At 74.3% G+C, this 19,669-nt stretch carries 14 protein-coding genes; 3 read left to right on the top strand and 11 right to left on the bottom strand.

Annotation, left to right across the window (positions count from 1 at the left end; translation table 11 throughout):
* Positions 1-205 precede the first annotated feature (205 nt).
* Positions 206-838, top strand: coding sequence for a TetR/AcrR family transcriptional regulator (locus DMH12_RS27100; RefSeq protein WP_125494072.1), 633 nt, complete (start codon positions 206-208; stop codon positions 836-838).
* Positions 839-897: 59 nt separating this feature from the next.
* Entirely contained in the window at positions 898-1,275 is a 378-nt protein-coding gene (locus DMH12_RS27095; protein WP_125494071.1) for a nuclear transport factor 2 family protein, read from the top strand.
* Positions 1,276-1,347: 72 nt separating this feature from the next.
* On the opposite strand, the gene galE is transcribed toward DMH12_RS27095, so the two are convergent.
* The gene (gene galE / locus DMH12_RS27090) at positions 1,348-2,328 is read right to left on the bottom strand and encodes a UDP-glucose 4-epimerase GalE (RefSeq protein WP_125494070.1); all 981 of its coding nucleotides are present in this window, start codon (positions 2,326-2,328) and stop codon (positions 1,348-1,350) included.
* Between the two features lie 44 nt (positions 2,329-2,372).
* On the bottom strand, positions 2,373-2,873 hold the full coding sequence (locus DMH12_RS27085) for a MarR family winged helix-turn-helix transcriptional regulator (protein WP_125494069.1): 501 nt from the start codon (positions 2,871-2,873) through the stop codon (positions 2,373-2,375).
* Positions 2,874-3,007: 134 nt separating this feature from the next.
* Between DMH12_RS27085 and DMH12_RS27080 the strand changes: the two genes are divergently transcribed.
* Positions 3,008-3,421, top strand: a complete 414-nt coding sequence (locus DMH12_RS27080) for an organic hydroperoxide resistance protein (protein ID WP_125494068.1) — start codon at positions 3,008-3,010, stop codon at positions 3,419-3,421.
* A gap of 21 nt (positions 3,422-3,442) precedes the next feature.
* Here the strand turns inward: DMH12_RS27080 and DMH12_RS27075 are convergent, their stop codons facing one another.
* The 9 genes from DMH12_RS27075 to DMH12_RS27035 all read right to left on the bottom strand — a co-directional run.
* The gene (locus DMH12_RS27075; RefSeq protein ID WP_125494067.1) at positions 3,443-4,996 is read right to left on the bottom strand and encodes a hypothetical protein; all 1,554 of its coding nucleotides are present in this window, start codon (positions 4,994-4,996) and stop codon (positions 3,443-3,445) included.
* Between the two features lie 92 nt (positions 4,997-5,088).
* Positions 5,089-6,366, bottom strand: a complete 1,278-nt coding sequence (locus DMH12_RS27070) for a hypothetical protein (RefSeq protein WP_125494066.1) — start codon at positions 6,364-6,366, stop codon at positions 5,089-5,091.
* Complete coding sequence (locus DMH12_RS27065; protein WP_125494065.1) at positions 6,363-8,597, bottom strand: bifunctional glycosyltransferase/CDP-glycerol:glycerophosphate glycerophosphotransferase; 2,235 nt, start codon at positions 8,595-8,597, stop codon at positions 6,363-6,365. Before DMH12_RS27065 ends, DMH12_RS27070 begins: the two co-directional genes overlap by 4 nt.
* Positions 8,598-8,604: 7 nt before the next feature.
* Positions 8,605-10,809, bottom strand: coding sequence for a CDP-glycerol:glycerophosphate glycerophosphotransferase (locus DMH12_RS27060; protein ID WP_125494064.1), 2,205 nt, complete (start codon positions 10,807-10,809; stop codon positions 8,605-8,607).
* A gap of 92 nt (positions 10,810-10,901) precedes the next feature.
* Positions 10,902-13,154, bottom strand: coding sequence for a bifunctional glycosyltransferase family 2 protein/CDP-glycerol:glycerophosphate glycerophosphotransferase (locus DMH12_RS27055; protein WP_185832567.1), 2,253 nt, complete (start codon positions 13,152-13,154; stop codon positions 10,902-10,904).
* Positions 13,155-13,331: 177 nt separating this feature from the next.
* Positions 13,332-14,192, bottom strand: coding sequence for a carbohydrate ABC transporter permease (locus DMH12_RS27050; protein WP_125494062.1), 861 nt, complete (start codon positions 14,190-14,192; stop codon positions 13,332-13,334).
* Positions 14,189-15,535, bottom strand: coding sequence for a carbohydrate ABC transporter permease (locus DMH12_RS27045; RefSeq protein ID WP_260474359.1), 1,347 nt, complete (start codon positions 15,533-15,535; stop codon positions 14,189-14,191). Before DMH12_RS27045 ends, DMH12_RS27050 begins: the two co-directional genes overlap by 4 nt.
* A gap of 3 nt (positions 15,536-15,538) precedes the next feature.
* Positions 15,539-16,936 carry an ABC transporter substrate-binding protein gene (locus DMH12_RS27040; protein WP_125494061.1) on the bottom strand — a complete coding sequence of 466 codons (1,398 nt, stop codon included), beginning with the start codon at positions 16,934-16,936 and terminating at the stop codon, positions 15,539-15,541.
* 242 nt (positions 16,937-17,178) lie between these two features.
* The coding region (locus DMH12_RS27035; RefSeq protein WP_260474358.1) for an FtsK/SpoIIIE domain-containing protein at positions 17,179-19,669 on the bottom strand (2,491 nt) is incomplete at its 5' end.

Genomic DNA, 19,669 nt, shown 5'->3' with positions numbered 1-19,669 from the left:
GGGCCGCCGTCGGGGGCGGTGTGTCGAGGACCTGGCTCACTCCGCGCTGCTTTCGCTCGGGGGGTGGAAGCGATTCCGGTCGTTCACCCGGGTGTCGTGAGGCGTTCATTCACGTCGGGACGGGACCGTATCGTCGTAACGGGAGCGTACGGCGTGCCGACGCCGGAACGCAACCGTTTCGTCGTGACGCCCTATGCTGTCCCGCATGACGACCGACGCCACCGACGAGCCCCAGCCGCGCCCGCGCCGCCGCCGGGCCCCCGCCGGGGCGGCCGTGCTCCGCGAGGACGTGACGGAGGCGATCCGGGCGGCGGTCTTCGAGGAGCTCGCGGCGGTCGGCTACGCGCGGATGTCCATCGAGGGGATCGCGCGCCGCGCGGGGGTCGGCAAGACCGCCGTCTACCGGCGCTGGCGCTCCAAGCTGCATCTGGTGCTCGACGTCGTCTCGGCGCTGGCCGTGCAGGGCCTGCCCGCGCCCGACACCGGTTCGCTGGAGGGTGACCTGCGGCTCCTGTACGAGGTGACGTCCCGGGCCCTGCGCCACCCGGTGGCCTCGCAGATCATCCCCGACCTCCAGGCGGAGGCGGCCCGCAATCCCGAGATCGCCGAGGTGCTGCGGAAGACCCTGCGGGAGGGTCAGGACGGCGTCGCCAGCAAGATCCTCGCGGCGGCGACGGAACGCGGTGAGCTGGCCGCCGGTCTCGACACCGACCTGGCCCTCGACCTGATCTCGGGCCCGCTGTACTGGCGCTCGGTGGTCATCCGCAGCCCGAAGCTGCCGAAGGGTCACCTGGCCGCGCTGGCCCGGGCCACGGCGGCGGGCCTGCGGGCGCTCTGAGCCGAGGCCGCACCGGTCGTCCGGGCGGGACTGTCAGTGGTGCCTGCGAGGATGCGGGCATGGAACCTACGGCGATCGTGCAGGAGTTCTGGTCCCGCATGCAGGCCCGTGACTGGGCGGGCCTCGGCGCCCTGCTGGCCGACGACCTGGTCGTGGAGTGGCCGGTCAGCGCGGAGCGGATCGTGGGCCGCGCGGACTTCGTGGCGGTCAACGCGGAGTATCCGGAGGGCTGGTCGATAGACGTGCTGCGCGTCGTGGCCGACGGCGAGACCGTGGTCTCCGAGGTGGAGGTCCCGCACGAGACGATGGGCGTCCACCGCGTCGTGTCGCTGTGGACGGTCAGCGCCGGCCGGATCACCGCCGGCCGTGAGTACTGGACGGAGCTGGGCTCGGACCCGTCCCCCCAGTGGCGGGAGGCGTTCGTGCGGCCCCTGTGACCCCCGTGAGCGGGCCCCTTCGCGGAGCGCCTCTGCCGGGGCCCCCGCTCTCCCGCCGCCGGCCCTGTCGGCTCAGTCCCGCGCCGCCTCCGGATGCAGCCGTACCCAGCCCGACCACGCCGACGTGATCATCTCCTCGACGTCGTACTTGGCCTTCCAGCCCAGTTCGACTGCGGCGCGGTCGGCCGAGGCGACGACGCGGGCCGGGTCGCCGGGGCGGCGGGGGGTGACCGTCGGAGGGTGGTCGTAGCCGGTGAGGGCGTTGATGTGGTCGATCATCTCGCGGACGGAGACGCCCTCGCCCCGGCCGATGTTGAGGGTGAGCGTGCGGCCCGGCGAGGACTGGAGCGCTCGGGCCGCGGCGACGTGCGCCTCGGCCAGGTCGACGACGTGGATGTAGTCGCGGACGCAGGTGCCGTCCGGCGTCGCGTAGTCGTCGCCGAAGACGCGCGGGGCGGCGCCCTCGGTCAGCTTCTCGAAGACCATCGGGACGAGGTTGTAGACGCCGGTGTCGGCCAGCTCGGGGCTCGCCGCGCCCGCGACGTTGAAGTAGCGGAGGGAGGCGGTGGACAGGCCCGTCGCCCGGCCGGTGGCGCGGACCAGCCACTCGCCGGCCAGCTTGGTCTCGCCGTACGGCGACATGGGCGCGCACGGCGTCTCCTCCGTCACCAGGTCGACGTCCGGCATGCCGTACACGGCGGCGGAGGAGGAGAAGACGAAGGACGGGACCTCGGCCGCCGTGACCGCGTCCAGCAGGACGCGCAGGCCCTCGACGTTCTCCCGGTAGTAGTGCAGCGGCAGGTCCACCGACTCGCCGACCTGCTTCTTCGCCGCCAGGTGCACGACGCCGGTGACGGAGTGGTCGGCGAGGGCGCGGGCGATCCGTTCGCCGTCCAGGACCGAGCCCACCACCAGGGGGACGCCGTCGGGCACGCGCTCGGCGATGCCGGTGGACAGGTCGTCGTACACCACCGCCTCCTCGCCCGCCTCGGTCATCGCCCGTACGACGTGCGCCCCGATGTATCCGGCGCCGCCGGTGATCAGCCAGGTCATGTGCGGCCGTCCCCTCGTGAGTGGTCCTGTGTGGACATGATCCGTCATCGGGGACCCGTGGGCTCCCGCACCCCTCCGGACGGTGCCGGGGCCGGATCGGTGCCGTACGCGTCCAGGGCGGAGGTGAGCCGGTCGAGGCGGTCGCGCAGGTCCTGGACCTCGGTCACGTCCAGCCCCGTCGCCGCGGCGATCCGGCGCGGCACCTCGGCGGCCCGCTCGCGCAGCGCGACACCCTCCCCGGTCAGCCGCACCTCCACCGACCGCTCGTCGCGCGCGCTGCGCTCCCGCCGGACCAGACCGGCCGTCTCCAGCCGCTTGAGCAGCGGCGAGAGCGTGCCGGAGTCGAGGCGGAGGTGCTCGCCGAGCTTCTTCACGGGCAGCTCGCCGTGCTCCCACAGCACCAGCAGCACCAGGTACTGCGGGTATGTGAGTCCCAGGTCCTTGAGGACCACGCGGTAGACGCCGCCGAAGGCGCGGGACGCGGCGTTCAGGGAGAAGCAGATCTGCTGGTCCAGGCGGAGCCAGTCGGTCGCGGGCGTGGTCATGCCTTCCAGGGTAGCCGACCGGGCGTCATTGAGTTGTGCGCAACTTAGTTGCGCCCATTCAAGTTGCGTGCTCTACTTGTCGGCGTCAGAGGTCGCCACGTGCGACGCACCCCACTGAGAGGGACGGGTTTCCCATGGACGCGCTCTACACCGCCGTCGCCACCGCCACCCACGGCCGCGAGGGCCGCGCCGTCAGCTCCGACGGCAAGCTCGACCTCGCGCTCGGCGCCCCCGTCGAGATGGGCGGCGACGGCAAGGGCACCAACCCCGAGCAGCTGTTCGCCGCCGGGTACGCCGCCTGCTTCGGCAGCGCCCTCGGCGTCGTCGGCCGGCAGGCGAAGGTCGACGTCAGCGAGGCCGCCGTGACCGCCGAGGTCGGCATCGGCAAGCAGGGCGAGGGCTTCGCGCTCGCCGTCACGCTGCGGGTCGAGCTGCCCGAGGGCCTCGACCAGGAGACCGGCCGCAAGTTGGTCGAGCAGGCCCACCAGGTCTGCCCCTACTCCAACGCCACCCGGGGCAACATCCCGGTCGAGCTGGTCATCGAGTAGTCCGGCCGGCGGCGCCCCCGCTCATCCGACCCGCGCCAGGACCTCGCCCGTGCGCCCGCTCCACGCCACCACCACCGCCTCCTCGGGCACCGGGTGCCAGCGGGTCAGCAGCAGCCAGCGGACGTCGTACCGGCGGACGACGGCGGCGCGCTCGGCGGGCGTCGACGCCGGCGCGAGGTAGGCCCGGACGTCGGCCGTCCGCCGCGCCCGCTCCCGTTCGTCCAGCGACGGGTCCGGCCAGGCGGGGGCCGCGAGGTTGGGCCCGTACCCGGCGATGGCGTGCCCGGCGTAGTAGCCGTCGGTGATCACGACCTCGCCGGGGCCGATGTGCCGGGCCGCCCACGTGTAGTCCGGCCAGTCGGGCGGCTGCTCGAAGCCGACCGGGTCCAGCGCCCGCGGCACCACCGCCCCCGCGTGCACCGTGAGGAACCCCAGCGCGGCACCCGCGGCCGCCATCCCGCCCAGCGCCCTGCGCCACCGCCCCCACGGCCGGGGTGCCGCCAGCTCCACCGCCAGCGCGAACTGCGCCGGCACCAGCGAGAGCCCGAGGATCCGACCGTAGGTGTAGTGCCCGCTGCACCAGCCGTACGCCACCACCGCGCAGTCCAGCGCGAACATCAGCACCAGCGGGTCCCGGGCCGACCGGCGTCCGCGCGCCCACAGCGCCGGCAGCCCGAGCAGCCCCAGCCAGAACTCGCCGGGCAGGTCCAGGTACAGCACCCGGTGCAGCGCGTCCACGCTGTCGTCGCCGGCCAGCGCGAACACGTCGAAGTACGGCCACAGGGCCGCCGACGCCACCGCCACCGCGCCCGTCAGCGCCCAGCGCCCCACGACCGGGCCGCGCCATCCGCGCTGCCACCCGGCCACCAGCGCCACCGCGCCCAGCGCCGCCGCCACCGAGGTGATCGGGTGGATCAGGAGGACCAGGCCGTACAGGGCGCCGAGTCCCGCATACCCGGGCAGTCCGCGCAGGCCGCTCGGCCCCACGTACCGCACCCGGCGCTCGTCCCTCGCCCGCGCCCCGGTCAGCGCCCAGGCCCAGAAGGTGAGCCCGATCGCGCACGTCGACGGGTAGCCGAGGTTGCCCGTCATCGACATCAGTCCGAGGTAGCCGCTCCACCAGGCCCGCTCGGTGCCCCACAGCAGCGTCATCGCGCCCAGCGCCAGGACCGGCGCCCACGGCCGCGGGCTCAGCACCCGTACGAACCGGTTCAGGCCGGTCAGCAGCACCAGCAGGTTCAGCGGCCCGGCGAGCCGCACCACCTCCCAGCCGCCCAGCCCGGTCAGCCGCGCGAACACCCCCTGGGCGAGGGCGTACGGCGAGTAGTACGCGCTGCCCGCACCGGGCAGGTCGGCCATCGGGTGCCGGGGGTCCAGGAGGCCGGCCTTCAGGCGCTCCACGACCGCCGCGTGCTGGCCCGCGTCGCAGCAGAGCGGTACCGCCCAGTACGCCAGCGACATCACCAGGAGGAACAGGAAGCCGGCGGCCTGGTACGGGGTGGGGCGCCATCCGCGGCCACCGCGCAGCGCCGTCGCGCCGCGTACCGGCCGCCGGACGAGGACGTCGGCGCTCACGAAGGGATCAGAGGGTGGGACATTCGGGACATTTGGCGTATGTTCCCGGCGTGGTCACCGCCCTGAACCCACGTCACCTCAACGGGTGACGCTCAGCCGACCGCCCGGACCGGGTCGGCCTGCCCCTGCGCGGGCAGCGGCACCCTGCCACCCCGCACCACGGGCTCCAGCAGCAGCGGGATGCCCACCACGGGCAGCAGCCAGGCCAGCACGATCAGCCGCTCGCCCCAGATGTTGATGTCCGGATGCCCGGCCTGGGTGAGGATCCCGGTGCACGCCGCCGCGACCAGGAACCCGCCGACCGCGCCCCCGCGCCGCAGCGCGCCCCACGCCCCGGCGGCCAGTGCCGCGACGAACAGCGGCTGCCACGCCTGCCGACGCAGCCACTCCACCCAGAAGTTGCCCTGCAGCTGCCAGAACTCCGGCCACGGACGCTCCCGGTCGGGCCGCGCGAAATGGTCGGTGAGCAGGTCCTGGACGCTGTCCGACACCGACGGGTAGTGCAGCAGCCGCGCCAGCACCAGCGTGCCGACGGCCCCCGCCAGCCCCACCGCCGCGAGCGCGAGCACGTCCCGGGGCGACCGGCCGCCCCGCCGGCGGCGCAACGCGATCAGCGCGCCCGCCGCCGCCAGGCACACCCCGAGGAACAGCGACTGCGAGTGCTTGACCGTGAAGAGCGTCGCCAGCGAGCCGGCCACCAGGGCGAGCCCCGCCCGCGTCCGTCCCGCCCGCAGCATCAGCGCACAGCCCCAGACCGCCGCCAGGGTCAGCGCCATCAGCAGCCCCTCGGCCATCGGGCGCATCGCGGTCGTCCCGCACGGCAGCGCGTAGTACAGCGCCTGACCGCCCAGCGCGAGCGGCACCGGCACCGACAGCGCGCGCAGGATCAGGAAGGCCAGCACCCCGCCCGCGCACGCGATGACGACGCCCGCCGCCCACAGGCCCCACGTCACCCCGAGGACCGCCACGAACGGCACCAGGAACAGCGGATAGCCGGGCCGCACCTCGAAGATCCGCATGAAGCGGTCCGGCATGTACGGCAGGGTGTGCCCGCCGGTCCGTCCCGCCGCCAGCTGCGGCCCCACCACCGCCCACTCCTGCTCCCGGCACTCGGCCGCCACCTGGCCGGTGGGGTCGGGCCGGTGGAGGCGGACCACGTGCACGCTCTGGTCCCGGCGGGCCCGCTCGGCCCGGCTCGCGCACACGTAGTCGATCGTGGCCGTCGCCACCCCGCGCTTGTCCTCACCGCTGAGACTCAGCGTGTACGCCAGGTAGTTCTTGGTGTCGGGGGTGTCCCGGCCGGTGATGTTCGCCAGTTGCAGCGCGGCGAACACGGCGGCCAGGACCAGCACCCACAGCCGCGGTCTCACGAGGAGGCGAGCAGGTCGTGTCCGGCGGCGACCGAACGGGCGCCGGGGACGCCGGACGGCTCCGGGCCGGGCATCGGCTCGCCCAGCAGCAGCGTCCGCACCACCCGCTCGGCGGCCCGGCCGTCCTCGTACTCGCAGTACCGGGCCCGGAACGCCGACCGCAGCCGCGCCGCCTCCTCGTCCCGCCACGCCCCGGACGCCAGCAGCCAGGCCAGCTCCCGGTACGAGCGCGACACGTGCCCCGGTGCCTCCTCGGTGATGTCGAAGTAGGCGCCGCGGCTCGCCTCGTACGCGCGCCAGTCGTCGGCGTGGATCACGATCGGCCGGTCCAGCAGGGCGTAGTCGAACAGCAGGGCGGAGTAGTCGGTGATCAGCAGATCGGAGGCGAGCATCAGCTCCTCCACGTGCGGTTCGTCCGTCGCGTCGACCAGGACGCCCCGCCGGTGCAGCTCCGACAGGCCCATGCCGCGGGCCGGTCCGGTGGCCAGCGACGGGTGCAGCCGGACCACCAGGGTGTGGTCCTCGCCGAGGTCCGCGGCGAGCCGGGCCGGATCGAGGCGGTCGACGAGCCCGCCCCGGCGGTACTCGCGCCGGGTCGGCGCGTAGAGCACCACGGTGTGGCCGTCCGGGACGCCCAGCCGCTCACGCACCCGGCGGCCGTCGTCCGGCCCCGCGTTCACCAGCACGTCGTTGCGCGGGCTGCCGCTGGGCACGGACGTGAAGTGGCACGGGTACGCCCGTTCCCACACCCGCTCCGCGTACCGGCCGGCGACCAGGCTGTAGTCCCAGCGGTCGGCCCGGCGCAGCATCTGCGGCACGTCCAGGCCGTGCCGGGCGCCCGGCCGGCCCAGCAGGTCGACGCCCATGTACTTCAGCGGGGTGCCCTGGTGGGTGTGGACGTGGACGCTGCCCGGGCGCTTGGTCACGGCACCGGGCCAGTTGACGTTGTTGACGAAGAACGTCGCCCGCTCGGTCACCCGCCGGTAGCCGGCGCTGCCCAGGACCACGTGCTCGGTGTCCGGCGGCAGCAGCGCCGCCGTCTCCTCGTCGCGCACCACCCACACCCCGCGCACGTGCGGGGCGAGTTCGCGCGCCTTGCGGTGGATCGCCGCGGGGTCGCCCAGCACGCCCCGGTGCGAGAACGCCGAGTACACCGCGAGGTCCGGGTCCAGCGGCCGGCGGGGGCGCACCGCGCTGCCGGCCCCGCGCAGCCGTCCGGCGACCGCGCCCCCCGCCTGCCGTGCCCGGCGCTCCAGCTCCCGGGCCGCCTGCCCGGACCGCAGCCGCAGCCGGTAGGCCGGGTAGCCGAGCGCGCCGCCCGCCAGCACCCGCAGCTCGGCCGGGACCTCGGCGCCCTCGGGCCGGTACGCGCGGAACATCTCGGCGGTGCGCCGGAAGAACTCGGCCTTGTCACAGGGCGGCAGCCGGTCCGGCTTGGACAGGATGTCCAGGCAGTGCTCGCCCATCTTGGCGTGCAGGAACGGCCGCCAGCGGGCCAGTTCCGGTCGGGCGTCGAGGAAGGCGAAGACCCGCTCGTACTGCGCGTGCACGTCGAAGTGCTTGCGGCTGGTGGTGGACAGGATGTTGCCCTGCCGCCGCTGCCGGTAGTTCAGGCAGATGCGGTCCAGCGTGGCGATCCGCTCGGCGCTGAACATCACCGGGAACGTCCAGGGCGTGTCCTCGTAGTAGCCGGGCGGGAAGGTGAAGCCCTCGCGCTCGACGAAGTCGCGCCGGTAGACCTTGTTCCACACCACCATCAGCAGGTCGAGGATCTCGGGGTGGCCGGCGGCCGTGAAGGTGCCCTCCCCGGCCTCGGCCAGCACCCGGGCCAGGGCGTTGCGCCGGGTGCCGCCCCACCAGTAGGTGCGGGCGTAGTCGAAGACCAGGACGTCGGGGTCGTCCGTCTCCGCGAGCCGGTCGGCCATGGCGCGCAGCGCGCCCGGGGTGAGGGTGTCGTCGCTGTCGAGGAAGAAGAGGTAGTCGCCGGTGGCGTGCGGCAGCCCGGCGTTGCGGGCCCGGCCGAGGCCGACGTTCTCCTCCAGGTGCAGCACGCGCAGCCGGTCGTCGCGGGCGGCGTACTCGTCCAGGATCGCGCCCGAGCCGTCGGGCGAGCAGTCGTCGACGGCGATGACCTCGATGTCCCGGAAGGACTGGTCCAGGACCGAGTCGAGGCACTCGCGCAGGAAGCCCTGCACCTTGAAACAGGGAAGGATGACGCTGAAGCGGGGCACGGCGGGGTCAGCTCCTTACGAGGGTGGCGGCGGGGGCCGGGACGCGCTCCGCGAGCGGGATCACGGGCGGCAGCGCCTCGGGCGGCTCGCCGAGCAGCACCCGGCGCACCACCCGCTCGGCGGCCCGGCCGTCGTCGAACTCGCAGAACCGCTCCCGGAAGGCCGCCCGCAGCGCCGCCGACTCCGGGCCCGCGTACGAGCCGTCGCCGAAGACGCGGGCCAGCTCCTGAGGCGTCCGCGCCACCGGTCCGGGCGGCGCCGCCATCAGGTCGAAGTAGACGCCCCGGGTCTCCCGGTAGACGTCCCAGTCGTCGGCGTACACGACGATCGGGCGGTCCAGGTTGGCGTAGTCGAACATGATCGACGAGTAGTCGGTGACCAGCGCGTCCGCGGCCAGGCACACGTCCTCCGAGGAGCGGTGCGCGGTGACGTCGATGATCCGGCCGCTGCCCGCGCGGCCGCCCCGGTCGTAGAAGTAGTGGGCGCGCAGCAGCACCACCACGTCCTCGCCGGCCGACGCGCAGAACGCCTCCAGGTCCAGGCCGCCCGCGCCGAAGCCGCTCTCGTAGTCCCGGTGCGTGGGCGCGTACAGGACCGCCGTCGCCCCGTCCGGGACGCCCAGCTCGCGGCGGACGCGGGCCACGTCCTCGGCGGTCGCCGTGCAGTAGACGTCGTTGCGCGGATAGCCGTACTCCAGGTGCTCGTACGAGCCCGGGAAGGCGCGCTCCCACATCTGGGTGGAGTGCCGGTTGGCGGAGACGTTGTAGTCCCAGCGGTCCACGCGGCCCAGCAGCCTGGTGAAGCTGCCGCTGGACGCGGCCACCACCGGGTACGTCGACTGGTCCACGCCCATGGTCTTCAGCGGGGTGCCGTGCTGCGTCTGCACGTGCACGCTGCCGGGACGCTTGACCACGCCCTCCGCGAAGTTGGCGTTGTTCACCAGGTACTTGGCGCGGGCCAGCACCTCCCAGTACCGCCGGCCGCCGATGACCGCGTGGTCGACGCCCTCCGGCATGGTGTGCGCCTGGTCCGCCTCGACCAGGAACACCGACCTGAGGTGCGGGGCGAGTTCGCGGGCCTTGGCGTGGATCGCGGCCGGGCTGCACGCGTAGCCCCGGCCCCAGTAGGCGCAGTACACGACGAGGTTCGGGTCCAGCGGACGGCGCAGGTGGCGGCGGTACAGCAGCCGGGTGCGCAGCCCCCGCGGCCACGGCAGGCGGCGCAGCGCCCCGGTGAGTGCCCGGTTGGTGGCGCGCAGGGCGCGGAAGCCGGCGTACGACCCCGCCGCGAGCAGCCGGTGCTGGACGCCGAGCCGCCCGCCCGGCGGGCGGAAACCGGCGGGGCGGTGGCGGCGGTAGAGGCGGCTCGCCCGCCGGAAGAAGACCCGGCGCTCCCTGCTCGTCAGCCGCCGCGGATGCGTCGCCGTCTTCAGGATCGCGGCGAACAGGTGCTCGAAGAGCGGCCCGCGGCGCGCGTCCGGCAGTCCCCGTTCGGCGGCGTGCGCGAGCGCCAGTTCGGCCTGGTCGAGGAGGTCGCCGTGGTGCGCGCCGGGCAGGTTCAGCCGGTTGCCCTGGCGCCGCACCAGATGCCGGACGACCACCGAGCGCAGCACCGCCACACGCTCGGCGCGCGCCGCGACCAGGGCGCCGAAGCCGATGTCCGTGAAGTGCCCGTCGGGGAAGGCGAGCCGGCGCTCGGTGAGGAAGGTGCGTCGATGGACGGCGCTCCACGCGGGCAGCCGCACGCCGGTCAGATCGGGGGCGCGGTCGGGGCTGAAGGCGCCGTCGGGGGCCCTCGCCAGCAGCGGGGCGGCCGGGTTGGTGGCCTCGCCCTCCCACCAGGGCACCCGCTCGTACTCGAAATACAGGACGTCGACGCCCCCGGTGTCCGCCAGCCGCGCCTCCAGCGCCGCCAGCGCGCCCGGCACGAGGACGTCGTCGCCGTCGAGGAACAGCAGGTACGCGCCGGTCGCCGCCCGCATCCCGGCGTTGCGCGCCCCGGCCAGCCCGGCCGACGGCGGGGCGTGCACGGGCGTCACCCGCGAGTCCCGTCCGGCGTGCTCCTCGGCGACGTCCGCCGCGGCGGTGTCCGGGGCGTCGCAGACCGGGATCAGCTCGAAGTCGCCGAAGGACTGGTCGAGCACCGAGTCCAGTGCCTGGGAGAGCCGCCCCGCGACCCCATGGGACGGGACGATGATGCTGAAGCGGGGCATGCTGCTCTTTCTCTCGATGTGCTGATCCGACGGGAGCCCTGCGCCGGCCGCGAGCCGCGTGACGCCCCGGGCTCCCGAGGGACCAACGGCGCTCAGAGGCTGTCGGTGACGGTGCGCGGCCCGGCCGGCTGCGGGACTGTGGCCAGCGGGGTGCGGGCGACCGCCGCCGCGGGCGGACGGCGGGCACCGAGCGGCACCACCGGAGGCAGCCGGGTCTGGCCGAGCACCACCCGGCGCACCACGCGCTCGGCGGCGTGACCGTCGTCGTACGGGCAGAACCGCTCGCGGAACTCGGCCCGCAGCCGGGTGGACCGGGCGCCGTACCAGTCGCCGCCGGCGAAGACGCCGATCAGCTCGTCCTCGTCCCGAGCGATCGGTCCCGGCGGGACGGAGCGCAGGTCGACGTAGGTGCCGCGGGCCGCCTCGAACGCCTCCGGCTCGTCGGCATGCAGCACGATCGGCCGGTCCAGGCCCGCGTAGTCGAACATCAGGGAGGCGTAGTCGGTGACGAGGGCGTCCGAGGCCAGGCAGAGCGACTCCACGCTCGGGTGGCCGCTCACGTCCAGGACCCGGCCGACGGGCGCGGCCGGCCGGTCGTCGTGGCCCGGGTGGGCGCGGGCCAGCACCATGAAGCGGGGGCCGAGGCGGCGTACGACGCGCTCCAGGTCCAGGGCGGAGCGCTGGGTGCGGCGGTAGTCGCGGTGCGCGGGCGCGTACAGGATCGCCACCGTGCCCTCCGGGATGCCGAGGGTCTCGCGGAGCCGGGCCACGTCCGCGGCGGTCGCCCGCTGGAGGGCGTCGGTGCGGGGCTGGCCGTACTCCAGGGTGGTGTAGCCGCCGGGGTGGACGCGTTCCCAGGTGAGGGTGGAGTGGCGGTTGGCGGAGACCACGTAGTCCCAGGAGTCGACCTCGCGCAGCAACCGGGTGAAGTCGGTGCCGCCCGCGGCGGCCGGCCGCTCCTGGAGGTCCAGGCCCGCGTGCGCGAGCGGCGTCCCGGCCTGCGTCTGGACCAGTACCTGGCCCCGGCGCCTGACCAGGCCGCTGTCGAAGGCGGAGTTGTGCACCAGGTACCGGGAGCGGGCCAGGGCCGTCCAGTAGGCGGCCGTGCCGGGAGTGAGGCGCCGGGTCGCGGGCGGGACCGTGTGGTGGTGCGCGGGGGCGGCGGCCCACGCCGTGCGCACGTGCGGCGCGAAGCGGCGGAACGCGTCCTCCAGCGCCCCCGGGTTGCAGCCGTACCCCCCGTCGCCGTCGACGGCGAAGAGGACGCGGTCGGCCCGCAGCGGGAGGAGGCGCTGGCCCCGGTAGTGCAGGCGCAGGGCGCCGGCCCGGGCGGTCCGCAGCCAGCCGGCGGCGGCCCTCGCCGTCCGTCGGCGCAGTGCGGACGCCAGCCGCAGGGTCTCCCAGGTGCGGCGCAGGCCCAGCCGGAGCAGGGCGTGGCGCACCCGGACCGGCGCCGGGACGGGGGCGCCGGAGACCCGGTAGCGGCGGCAGTGGACCCGCGCCCGGCGCAGGAACTCGGCGCGCAGGGAACGCGGGAGGCGGTCGGGACGGGTGAACACGGCCGCCAGGTGGTCGCACATGCGGCGGTACAGCACCGGCCGCCAGCGGTCGTGCTCCGGATGCGACTCGAGGAACGCGAAGACCCGGTCGTACTGCGTGAAGACGTCCAGGTGGCGTTCGCTCGGCGTGCCCAGGATGCTGCCCCGGCGGCGCTGCCGGTAGTGGACGCAGACCCGGTCCAGGGTGGCGACGGACTCCGCGGTCAGGAGGACCGGGTACGTCCACGGGGTGTCCTCGTAGTAGCCGGGCGGGAAGGTGAGGCCCTCGCGCTCGGCGAACTCCCGCCGCACCGTCTTGTTCCAGGCCACCATCAGCAGGTGCAGCAGCCCCGGCCGGTCGGCCAGCCGGAACGGCGCCGGGCCCTGCTCCGTGAGGTGCGCGGCCGCCCGGCTGCGGACGGTCTCGCCGGTCCAGTACGTCCGGGCGTAGTCGTAGACCAGCACGTCCGGGTCGCCGGTCTCCTTCACGCGGTCGGCGAGGGCCCGGAGCGCGCCCGGGGCGAGGGTGTCGTCGCCGTCGAGGAAGACCAGGTAGTCGCCGCCCGCCCGCTCGATGCCGGCGTTGCGGGCGGGGCCGAGGCCCTGGTTCTGAGGCAGGTGCACGGCGCGTACGCGCGGGTCGCGGTCCGCGAACTCGTCGGCGATCGCACCGCACGCGTCCGGCGACCGGTCGTCGACGACGATCACCTCGAAGTCCTGGTACGACTGGGTCAGCACCGACTCCAGGCACGCGTGCAGATACTCCTGGACCCGGTACGCGGGCACGATGACACTGAACCTGGGCACGGGAACATCCATGGGTCGGCGGGGTCGGCGCGGGCGTTCGCGCCGGGAACGGCCAATGGAGTGATTCGGTTACGGCCGCTGCGGCATTCGGGGGATCCTCGCCGCGCCCGGTGCCCCGTACGGATGAGGGGGCGGACCGGTGTCCGGCCCGCCCCCTCAAGGGTGCTGTCGCGGCCGCTACTTGACGGCGCCCGCCATCACACCGGAGACGAACTGCCGCTGGAACGCGAAGAACACGGCCAGCGGGATCACCATGGAGATGAACGCCCCCGGCGCCAGCACGTCGATGTTGTTGCCGAACTGCCGTACCTGCGTCTGCAGCGCGACCGTGATCGGCTGGCTCCCGGAGTCCGAGAAGATCAGCGCGACCAGCATGTCGTTCCACACCCACAGGAACTGGAAGATGCCCAGGCTCGCGATCGCGGGCCCGCCGAGCGGCATCACGACCCGCACGAACAGCCGCAGTTCACCGGCGCCGTCCAGCCGGGCCGCCTCCAGCAGCTCCCGGGGGATCTCCGCGAAGAAGTTCCGCAGCAGGAACACCGCGAAGGGCAGGCCGAAGCCGACGTGGAAGAGGACCACGCCGACGATCGACCCGAACAGCCCGATCTTGCCGAAGAGTTCGGCGATCGGGATCAGGGCCACCTGCACGGGGACGACCAGCAGTCCGACCACGGCCAGGAACCACCAGTCGCGGCCCGGGAACTCCATCCATGCGAAGGCGTACCCGGCCAGCGATCCGATGACCACGACCAGGACCGTCGCGGGGACGGTGATCAGCACCGTGTTGAGGAGGGAGGAGGTGATGTCGCCGTTCGCCAGCAGGTCCTCGTAGCTCTGGAAGGTGAGCTGGGACGGCTTGGTGAAGACCTCCCACCAGCCGCTCGCCGCCATGTCCCGAGGGGTGCGCAGCGAGGAGAGCAGCAGGCCGATCGTCGGCACCAGCCAGAAGAGGCCGACGACGATCAGGAAGCCCCGGACCAGGCCGCCGCTGACGCCCTCGGCCAGCCGCGCTCCCAGGGAACGCTTCGCCGTCATCGCCGCACCTCCCGCCGCAGTCGCCGTACGTTGAACCACATCACCGGGATCACCAGGAGCAGCAGGAACACCGCGATGGCGCTGGCGATGCCCGGCTGGTCGGAGGCGAAGCCCTTGCGGTACAGCTCCAGGGCGAGGACGTTCGCGTCGTCCTGCGAGGAGCCCGGGGCGATGATGAAGACCAGGTCGAACACCTTCAGGACGTTGATCATCAGGGTGACGACCACGACCGCGAGGACCGGCGCCAACAGCGGCACCGTGACCCGTCTGAAGACCTGCCACTCGTTGGCGCCGTCGACCCGGGCGGCCTCCAGGAGTTCCCGGGGCATCCCGGCGAGACCCGCCGCGATCAGCACCATCGCGAAGCCCGCCCACATCCACACGTACGACCCGATGATGGCCGGGGTGACGAGGGAGGGGCCGAGCCAGTTCAGGCCGTTGTAGGGCTCCTTGAAGTTGTCGGCGGGGAGTCTGAGCAGCGCCCCGTCGGCCGCGGCGGGCAGCGTGAAGGTGCCGTCGCCCGACGCCTTCGCCGACGCGACGACCTCGCCGTCCTTCACCGCTTCGATCGTCATCCCGGCATAGCCCAGTTCGGCCGCGTCGACGCCGTTGAGCTTGCCGACGCCCTTGCCGCGGGTGAAGTCCTGCCAGGCGGTGCCGGTGATCTTCCCGTTCTCGGGTTCGGCGGGTACGGCCTTCTCGGCGCCGTCCGGCATCAGGTCGGGGGCGACGCCGACGAGGGGGAGGACGACCGCGGTGCCGGCCTCGACCGGCCGCTTGGTGACGAAGGCGCCGCCGCCGGCCGGTTCCAGCGGCGAGTCACGTCCCGGGTGCGCCTTGGGGAACGCGGACGACTCGGCGAACGTGTCGTGCACGCCGACCCACACCGCGTTGGCGACGCCCTTGTCCGGGTCCTGGTCGTACACCAGGCGGAAGATGATCCCGGCCGCCAGCATCGAGATCGCCATCGGCATGAAGACGACCAGTTTGAACGCGGTGCCCCAGCGGATCCGTTCGGTCAGCACCGCGAAGATCAGGCCGAGCGCGGTGGCGACCGTCGGCGCGAACACCACCCAGATGACGTTGTTCTTCAGGGCGGTGCGGATGCCGTCGTCGGTGAACAGCGCCTGGTAGTTGTCGAATCCGGCGAAGGAGTCGCCGGACTGGTCGTAGAAGCTGCGGACCAGCGAGTACCCGATCGGGTAGACCACGAGCGCGCCGAGCAGCACCAGGGCGGGGAGCAGGAACAGGGCCGCCACGGTCCTGCGGGTGCCGGTCACGCTCCTGCGCGACTTGGGGGCGGCGGGGCCCGGTGAGGTCCCCGCCGCCGTGGCCGACGTCATCCGTCAGCTCCCGTAGGCGGCGGCCGCGTCCGCCTCCAGCCGCCGCTGTGCGCCCTCGACGTCCTTCGGGTTCTTCAGGAAGTCCTGGAGGGCCTTCCACTCGCCCTTGCCGGGCGTGCCGCCGAAGGCCTGCGGGGCCTGGTCCGACATGTCGAAGCGGAAGTCGTCGCCGGCCGCGACCAGCGCCTCGGCGATCTTCCTCTGCACGTCGTTCGGGTACGCCGACGCCTCGACGTTCTTGTTCGGTGAGAGGTAGCCGCCGAGCTTCGCCTGGATCGTCGCCGCGTCCGGCGAGGCCAGCCAGGTGGCCAGCGCCTGCGCCGCCTTCGAGTCCTCCAGGACCACGGCCGCGTCGCCGCCGGAGACCACCGGCGCGGTGTCGCCGACCGCCGGGAACGGGAAGACCTTCGCGTCGGTGCCGACCTCCGCGTCCGTCTCGCCGATGTTGACCTGCACGAAGTCACCTTCGTAGACCATGCCCGCCTTCGGCTGGTCGCCGCCGGTGAAGGTCTGCGTCACCGAGGCCGGGAACTCCGTCTGGAGCGCGCCGGACGCGCCGCCCGCCACGTAGTCCTTCTTGCCCCAGATCCCGGCGAGGGTGGTCAGGGCCTCCTTGACGGACGGGTCCGTCCACTTGATCTCGTGCTTGGCCAGCTGGTCGTACTTCTCCGGGCCCGCCTGCGAGAGATAGACGTTCTCGAACCAGTCGGTGAGGGTCCAGCCGTCCGCGCCGCCGACGGAGAACGGCGTCACGCCCGAGTCGTAGACCGTCTGGGCGGCGGTGAGCAGCTCGTCCCAGGTCTTGGGCTCGGCGGCGCCCGCGTTCTCGAAGACCTGCGCGTTGTACCAGATCAGCGACTTGTTGGCGGCCTTGTAGTACACGCCGTACTGCTTGCCGCCGACCTTGCCTATCTCCTGCCAGCCCGGCGAGTAGTTCTCGCCCAGCTCCTTCGTGGCCTCCGCGCCGAGCGGTTTGGCCCAGCCCTTCTCGACGGCCTGCTTGATGGCGCCGGGCTGCGGGAGCATCGCCACGTCCGGCGGGGCGCCGCCCGCGATCTTCGAACCGAGGAAGTTGATGATCGGGTCCTGGGCGGGCACGAAGGTCACCTTGGCGCCGGTGCGCTTCTCGAACTCGGCGAGGACCTTCTTGAAGTTCTCCTGCTCCGCTCCGGTCCAGACGGCGGCGACCTCCAGACTCTCGCCGTCCAGTTTCGGGAGGGTGACGGTGGCGGCCGTGTCCTTGCCGCCGTCCTGCTGACCGCCCTTGTCGCCACCGCCGTTGTCGTCGTCGCCACCGCACGCGGTGAGCGAGAGCGCGAGCGCTCCCGCGGCGAGGGTGGCGGCGATCCGGGTGCTTCTGCCGAGGGTCCTGCGTGGCCCCATGGTGCTGCTCGTGCGCATCACTGCCCCGTTCTTCGTGCCTCGTCGAACGTTGAGCGCTCTTCCGTGCGCTCTGGTGTACGCCAGGGGGGTGAGGGCGGCAAGAGCGCGTCCGCGGTCAGCGGGGGGATCGTGACCGCGTCGTGACCAGGTGGGCGGCGTGGGTGTGGGCGTATGCGGGGGCTGCCGCCCCCGCGCCCCCGCTGTCGGCCTGGACGGCCTCGTCCTCAAACGCCGGACGGGCTGTGGATGATGAACCGGCGTTACAGGAGTGAGGGGACCTGAGCCGCCTCCACCTCGCGGGCCGCTCGTTCCAACGCGCTGGCCAGGAGGGCCAGGTCGGTGGGGCCGTTGCCCAGTTCGCGTACCGGGCGGCGGGTGGGCGGGTCGCCCATGAGGTGCCATTCCAGCGGGATCACCGTGGGGCGCAGGGTCGCGGTGCGCGGGATGCGGCCGGTGACCCTCCCGGCCTGGAAGACCACGGCCGGTCCGTCGGGGCGGGCCAACCGGCCGCGTCCCGGCATCGGTTCGTCCGGTCCCGGGGACGGGGCGTCCAGCGTGATGCGCAGGGTGGCGCGCTGGGCGGGCTCCGTCTGGGCCGTACGGCCGCCCGGCGCGGTGGCGGCCACCAGGTGCACGCCCAGCCGCCCGCCCTCCCGCGCGACGGCCTCCAGCGCCCGCATGACCGACCCGGCCGCGGGACGTCCGGGCGAGCCGAGCGGGGGAGTGACGAGCGCGTCGAGATCGTCCACGACCACCACGAGGCGGGGCAGCGGCGGGACGGCCGCGGACCGGCGCCGGGCCGCTCCCGGGCGCAGCCGCATGGTGGAGCTGGGCGGGGAGTCGAGGTCCCCGTCGTCGGTCCCCGGCCCGGTGCCGGGTGCGCCGTCCGGCGGGGTGCGCTGGGCGACCAGACGGCCCGACACCTCGCGTCCGGTGTGCCACTCGGGGAACTCCGACCGCCCGAGCAGCTCCGCCCGCCGCTTCAGCTCGGCGCTCAGGGACTGGGCGAACTCCCGCATGCGGACCGGGTCGTTGGCGGTGAGGTGGGTGGTGACATGCGGTACGTCCGTGCAGACGGCCAGTCCTTCGCCCTGCCCGCCGTCGGTGCCCACGCTGTCGCGGCCGTCCATCAGGACGACACCGAGACGGTCGGGGCGGTCGGCGGAGGCGAGGGAGGCGACGAGCGCCCGCAGCAGCTCGGTGCGGCCGCTGCCGGGCGGGCCCTCGACCAGCAGGTGCGGTCCCTCGGCGGCGAGGTCGACCGTGACGGGGCCGCGCGGTCCGGCGCCCAGGACCGCGTGGGCGCGCCCCCCGAGGGCGTGCGTGTCGTCGGCGGCGTCGGCCCAGCGGGCCATCAGGGAGGCCGGGGTGGCGCGCGCCAGGCCCAGTTCGTCCAGGAGCCGGGCCGCCTGGGGGAGCGGCGCGGCCACCCGCGTGTGCCGCCGCTCGCCGCCCGAGGGCGCGTCGGTGCGCAGGGGGGCCAGGGCGCGCGCGAACCGCTCCGCCCACGCGAGGGAGACGGCGTCGACCGTGCCGAGGGTGCCGTGCCCGACCGGGCCGGCGGGGGCCTCGCCGGAGGTGCGCGCGACGCGCAGCAGCCGCAGGGTCGTCGCCACGTCGCCGCTGAGCAGCGCCACGGCACCGCACTCCCGGAACGCCGGTGACACCGCACAGGCCGCCTCGTACGTCTCCGCGACGGGCGAGGTGGGGGAGGCGGCGGCCGTCTCGGCGAGGCACAGGACGTGGATGCCGGCCCGCGGTCCCTCCAGGGCCAGCCGCGCCACGGTCTCGCGCACGTCGGCCCCGCCCGGGTCCCCGTCCACGACGACCACGCTGTACGGCCCCGCGAAGCCGCCGGCCGGGTCGGTGCCGTCGTCGGGGCGGGCCCAGGAGGGCTGCCGGGTACTGCCGGGGGCCGCCGCCGGCCTGGCCTCGGGCCGGGTGTCCGACAGGTGGTCGTCCAGACGGCGGACCAGCTCGTGGACGCGGGCCATGGCCTGTTCGCGGTCGTGGGCGAGGAGCAGGCGGCAGTCCTGGCCGTGCGCCGGGCGCAGCTGGGGCAGCCAGCCCAGCCAGGACCACTCGGCGGTCCGCTCGGCGAGCGGCCGGGAGCGGTCCGCGCTGATCAGGACGATCTCCAGGGTCTCCGCGGAGTGCAGCGCGGCGAGCTGGGCCAGCACCGAGCGGGCCAGCCCGGCGAGCCGGGCGCGCGGGCCGGCCAGGCCGAGCGCCCCGACCTCGCGCAGCCCGGCGGTCACCGGGACCGCGGGCAACGGCTCGGTTCCGCCGGGCGCCACCCGGTCGGCCGTACCGAGCCGCACGGTCAGCGCCTCCGGGTGTGCCGGGCCCCGCTCCCACAGCCGGGGCCCGGGGCCGAGCGCCGTCAGCAGCAGCGACGCGGCGTCCGGCCAGGTCTCCGGGGCGTGCGAGGCGCCACCGGGTGCGGTCGGTGCCGGTCCGGCCGGCTCGTCGTCGTAGGTGTGCGCACCGGTGGCGGTGTCGTCCTGGGCGCTCCCGCGTCCCCCGGTCAGCCGTCGCGCCCACGCGCCGATACCGCCGCGCCGCCGCACACCCTGAGGGAGGTCGGTGCCACGCAGGGGGGTGCCTTTACGTCCGGTGCCACCGTCCGGGACTCCACCGTCGTCGCCGCCGCGCCCGGGTGCGCCGGGGTGCGGTCCGCTCGCGCCGGCGGGCTGGGGGCGGGGTGCTCCCGTGCCGGGCCCGGACCGCTCGGCGGGGTCGGTCCGGGGC

Source organism: Streptomyces sp. WAC 04229 (assembly GCF_003947455.1).
Taxonomy (GTDB): Bacteria; Actinomycetota; Actinomycetes; order Streptomycetales; family Streptomycetaceae; genus Streptomyces.
The sequence above is the reverse complement of the archived record's forward strand: the minus strand, read 5'-3'. Positions and strand labels throughout refer to the sequence as shown.

What these genes read in the sequence shown, in the direction of transcription:
- DMH12_RS27100 (WP_125494072.1), top strand. Translation starts at nt 206, where the DNA reads ATGACGACCGACGCCACCGACGAGCCCCAGCCGCGCCCGCGCCGCCGC.
- DMH12_RS27095 (WP_125494071.1), top strand. Translation starts at nt 898, where the DNA reads ATGGAACCTACGGCGATCGTGCAGGAGTTCTGGTCCCGCATGCAGGCC.
- galE (WP_125494070.1), bottom strand. Translation starts at nt 2,328, where the DNA reads ATGACCTGGCTGATCACCGGCGGCGCCGGATACATCGGGGCGCACGTC.
- DMH12_RS27085 (WP_125494069.1), bottom strand. Translation starts at nt 2,873, where the DNA reads ATGACCACGCCCGCGACCGACTGGCTCCGCCTGGACCAGCAGATCTGC.
- DMH12_RS27080 (WP_125494068.1), top strand. Translation starts at nt 3,008, where the DNA reads ATGGACGCGCTCTACACCGCCGTCGCCACCGCCACCCACGGCCGCGAG.
- DMH12_RS27060 (WP_125494064.1), bottom strand. Translation starts at nt 10,809, where the DNA reads ATGCCCCGCTTCAGCATCATCGTCCCGTCCCATGGGGTCGCGGGGCGG.
- DMH12_RS27050 (WP_125494062.1), bottom strand. Translation starts at nt 14,192, where the DNA reads ATGACGGCGAAGCGTTCCCTGGGAGCGCGGCTGGCCGAGGGCGTCAGC.
- DMH12_RS27045 (WP_260474359.1), bottom strand. Translation starts at nt 15,535, where the DNA reads ATGACGTCGGCCACGGCGGCGGGGACCTCACCGGGCCCCGCCGCCCCC.
- DMH12_RS27040 (WP_125494061.1), bottom strand. Translation starts at nt 16,936, where the DNA reads ATGCGCACGAGCAGCACCATGGGGCCACGCAGGACCCTCGGCAGAAGC.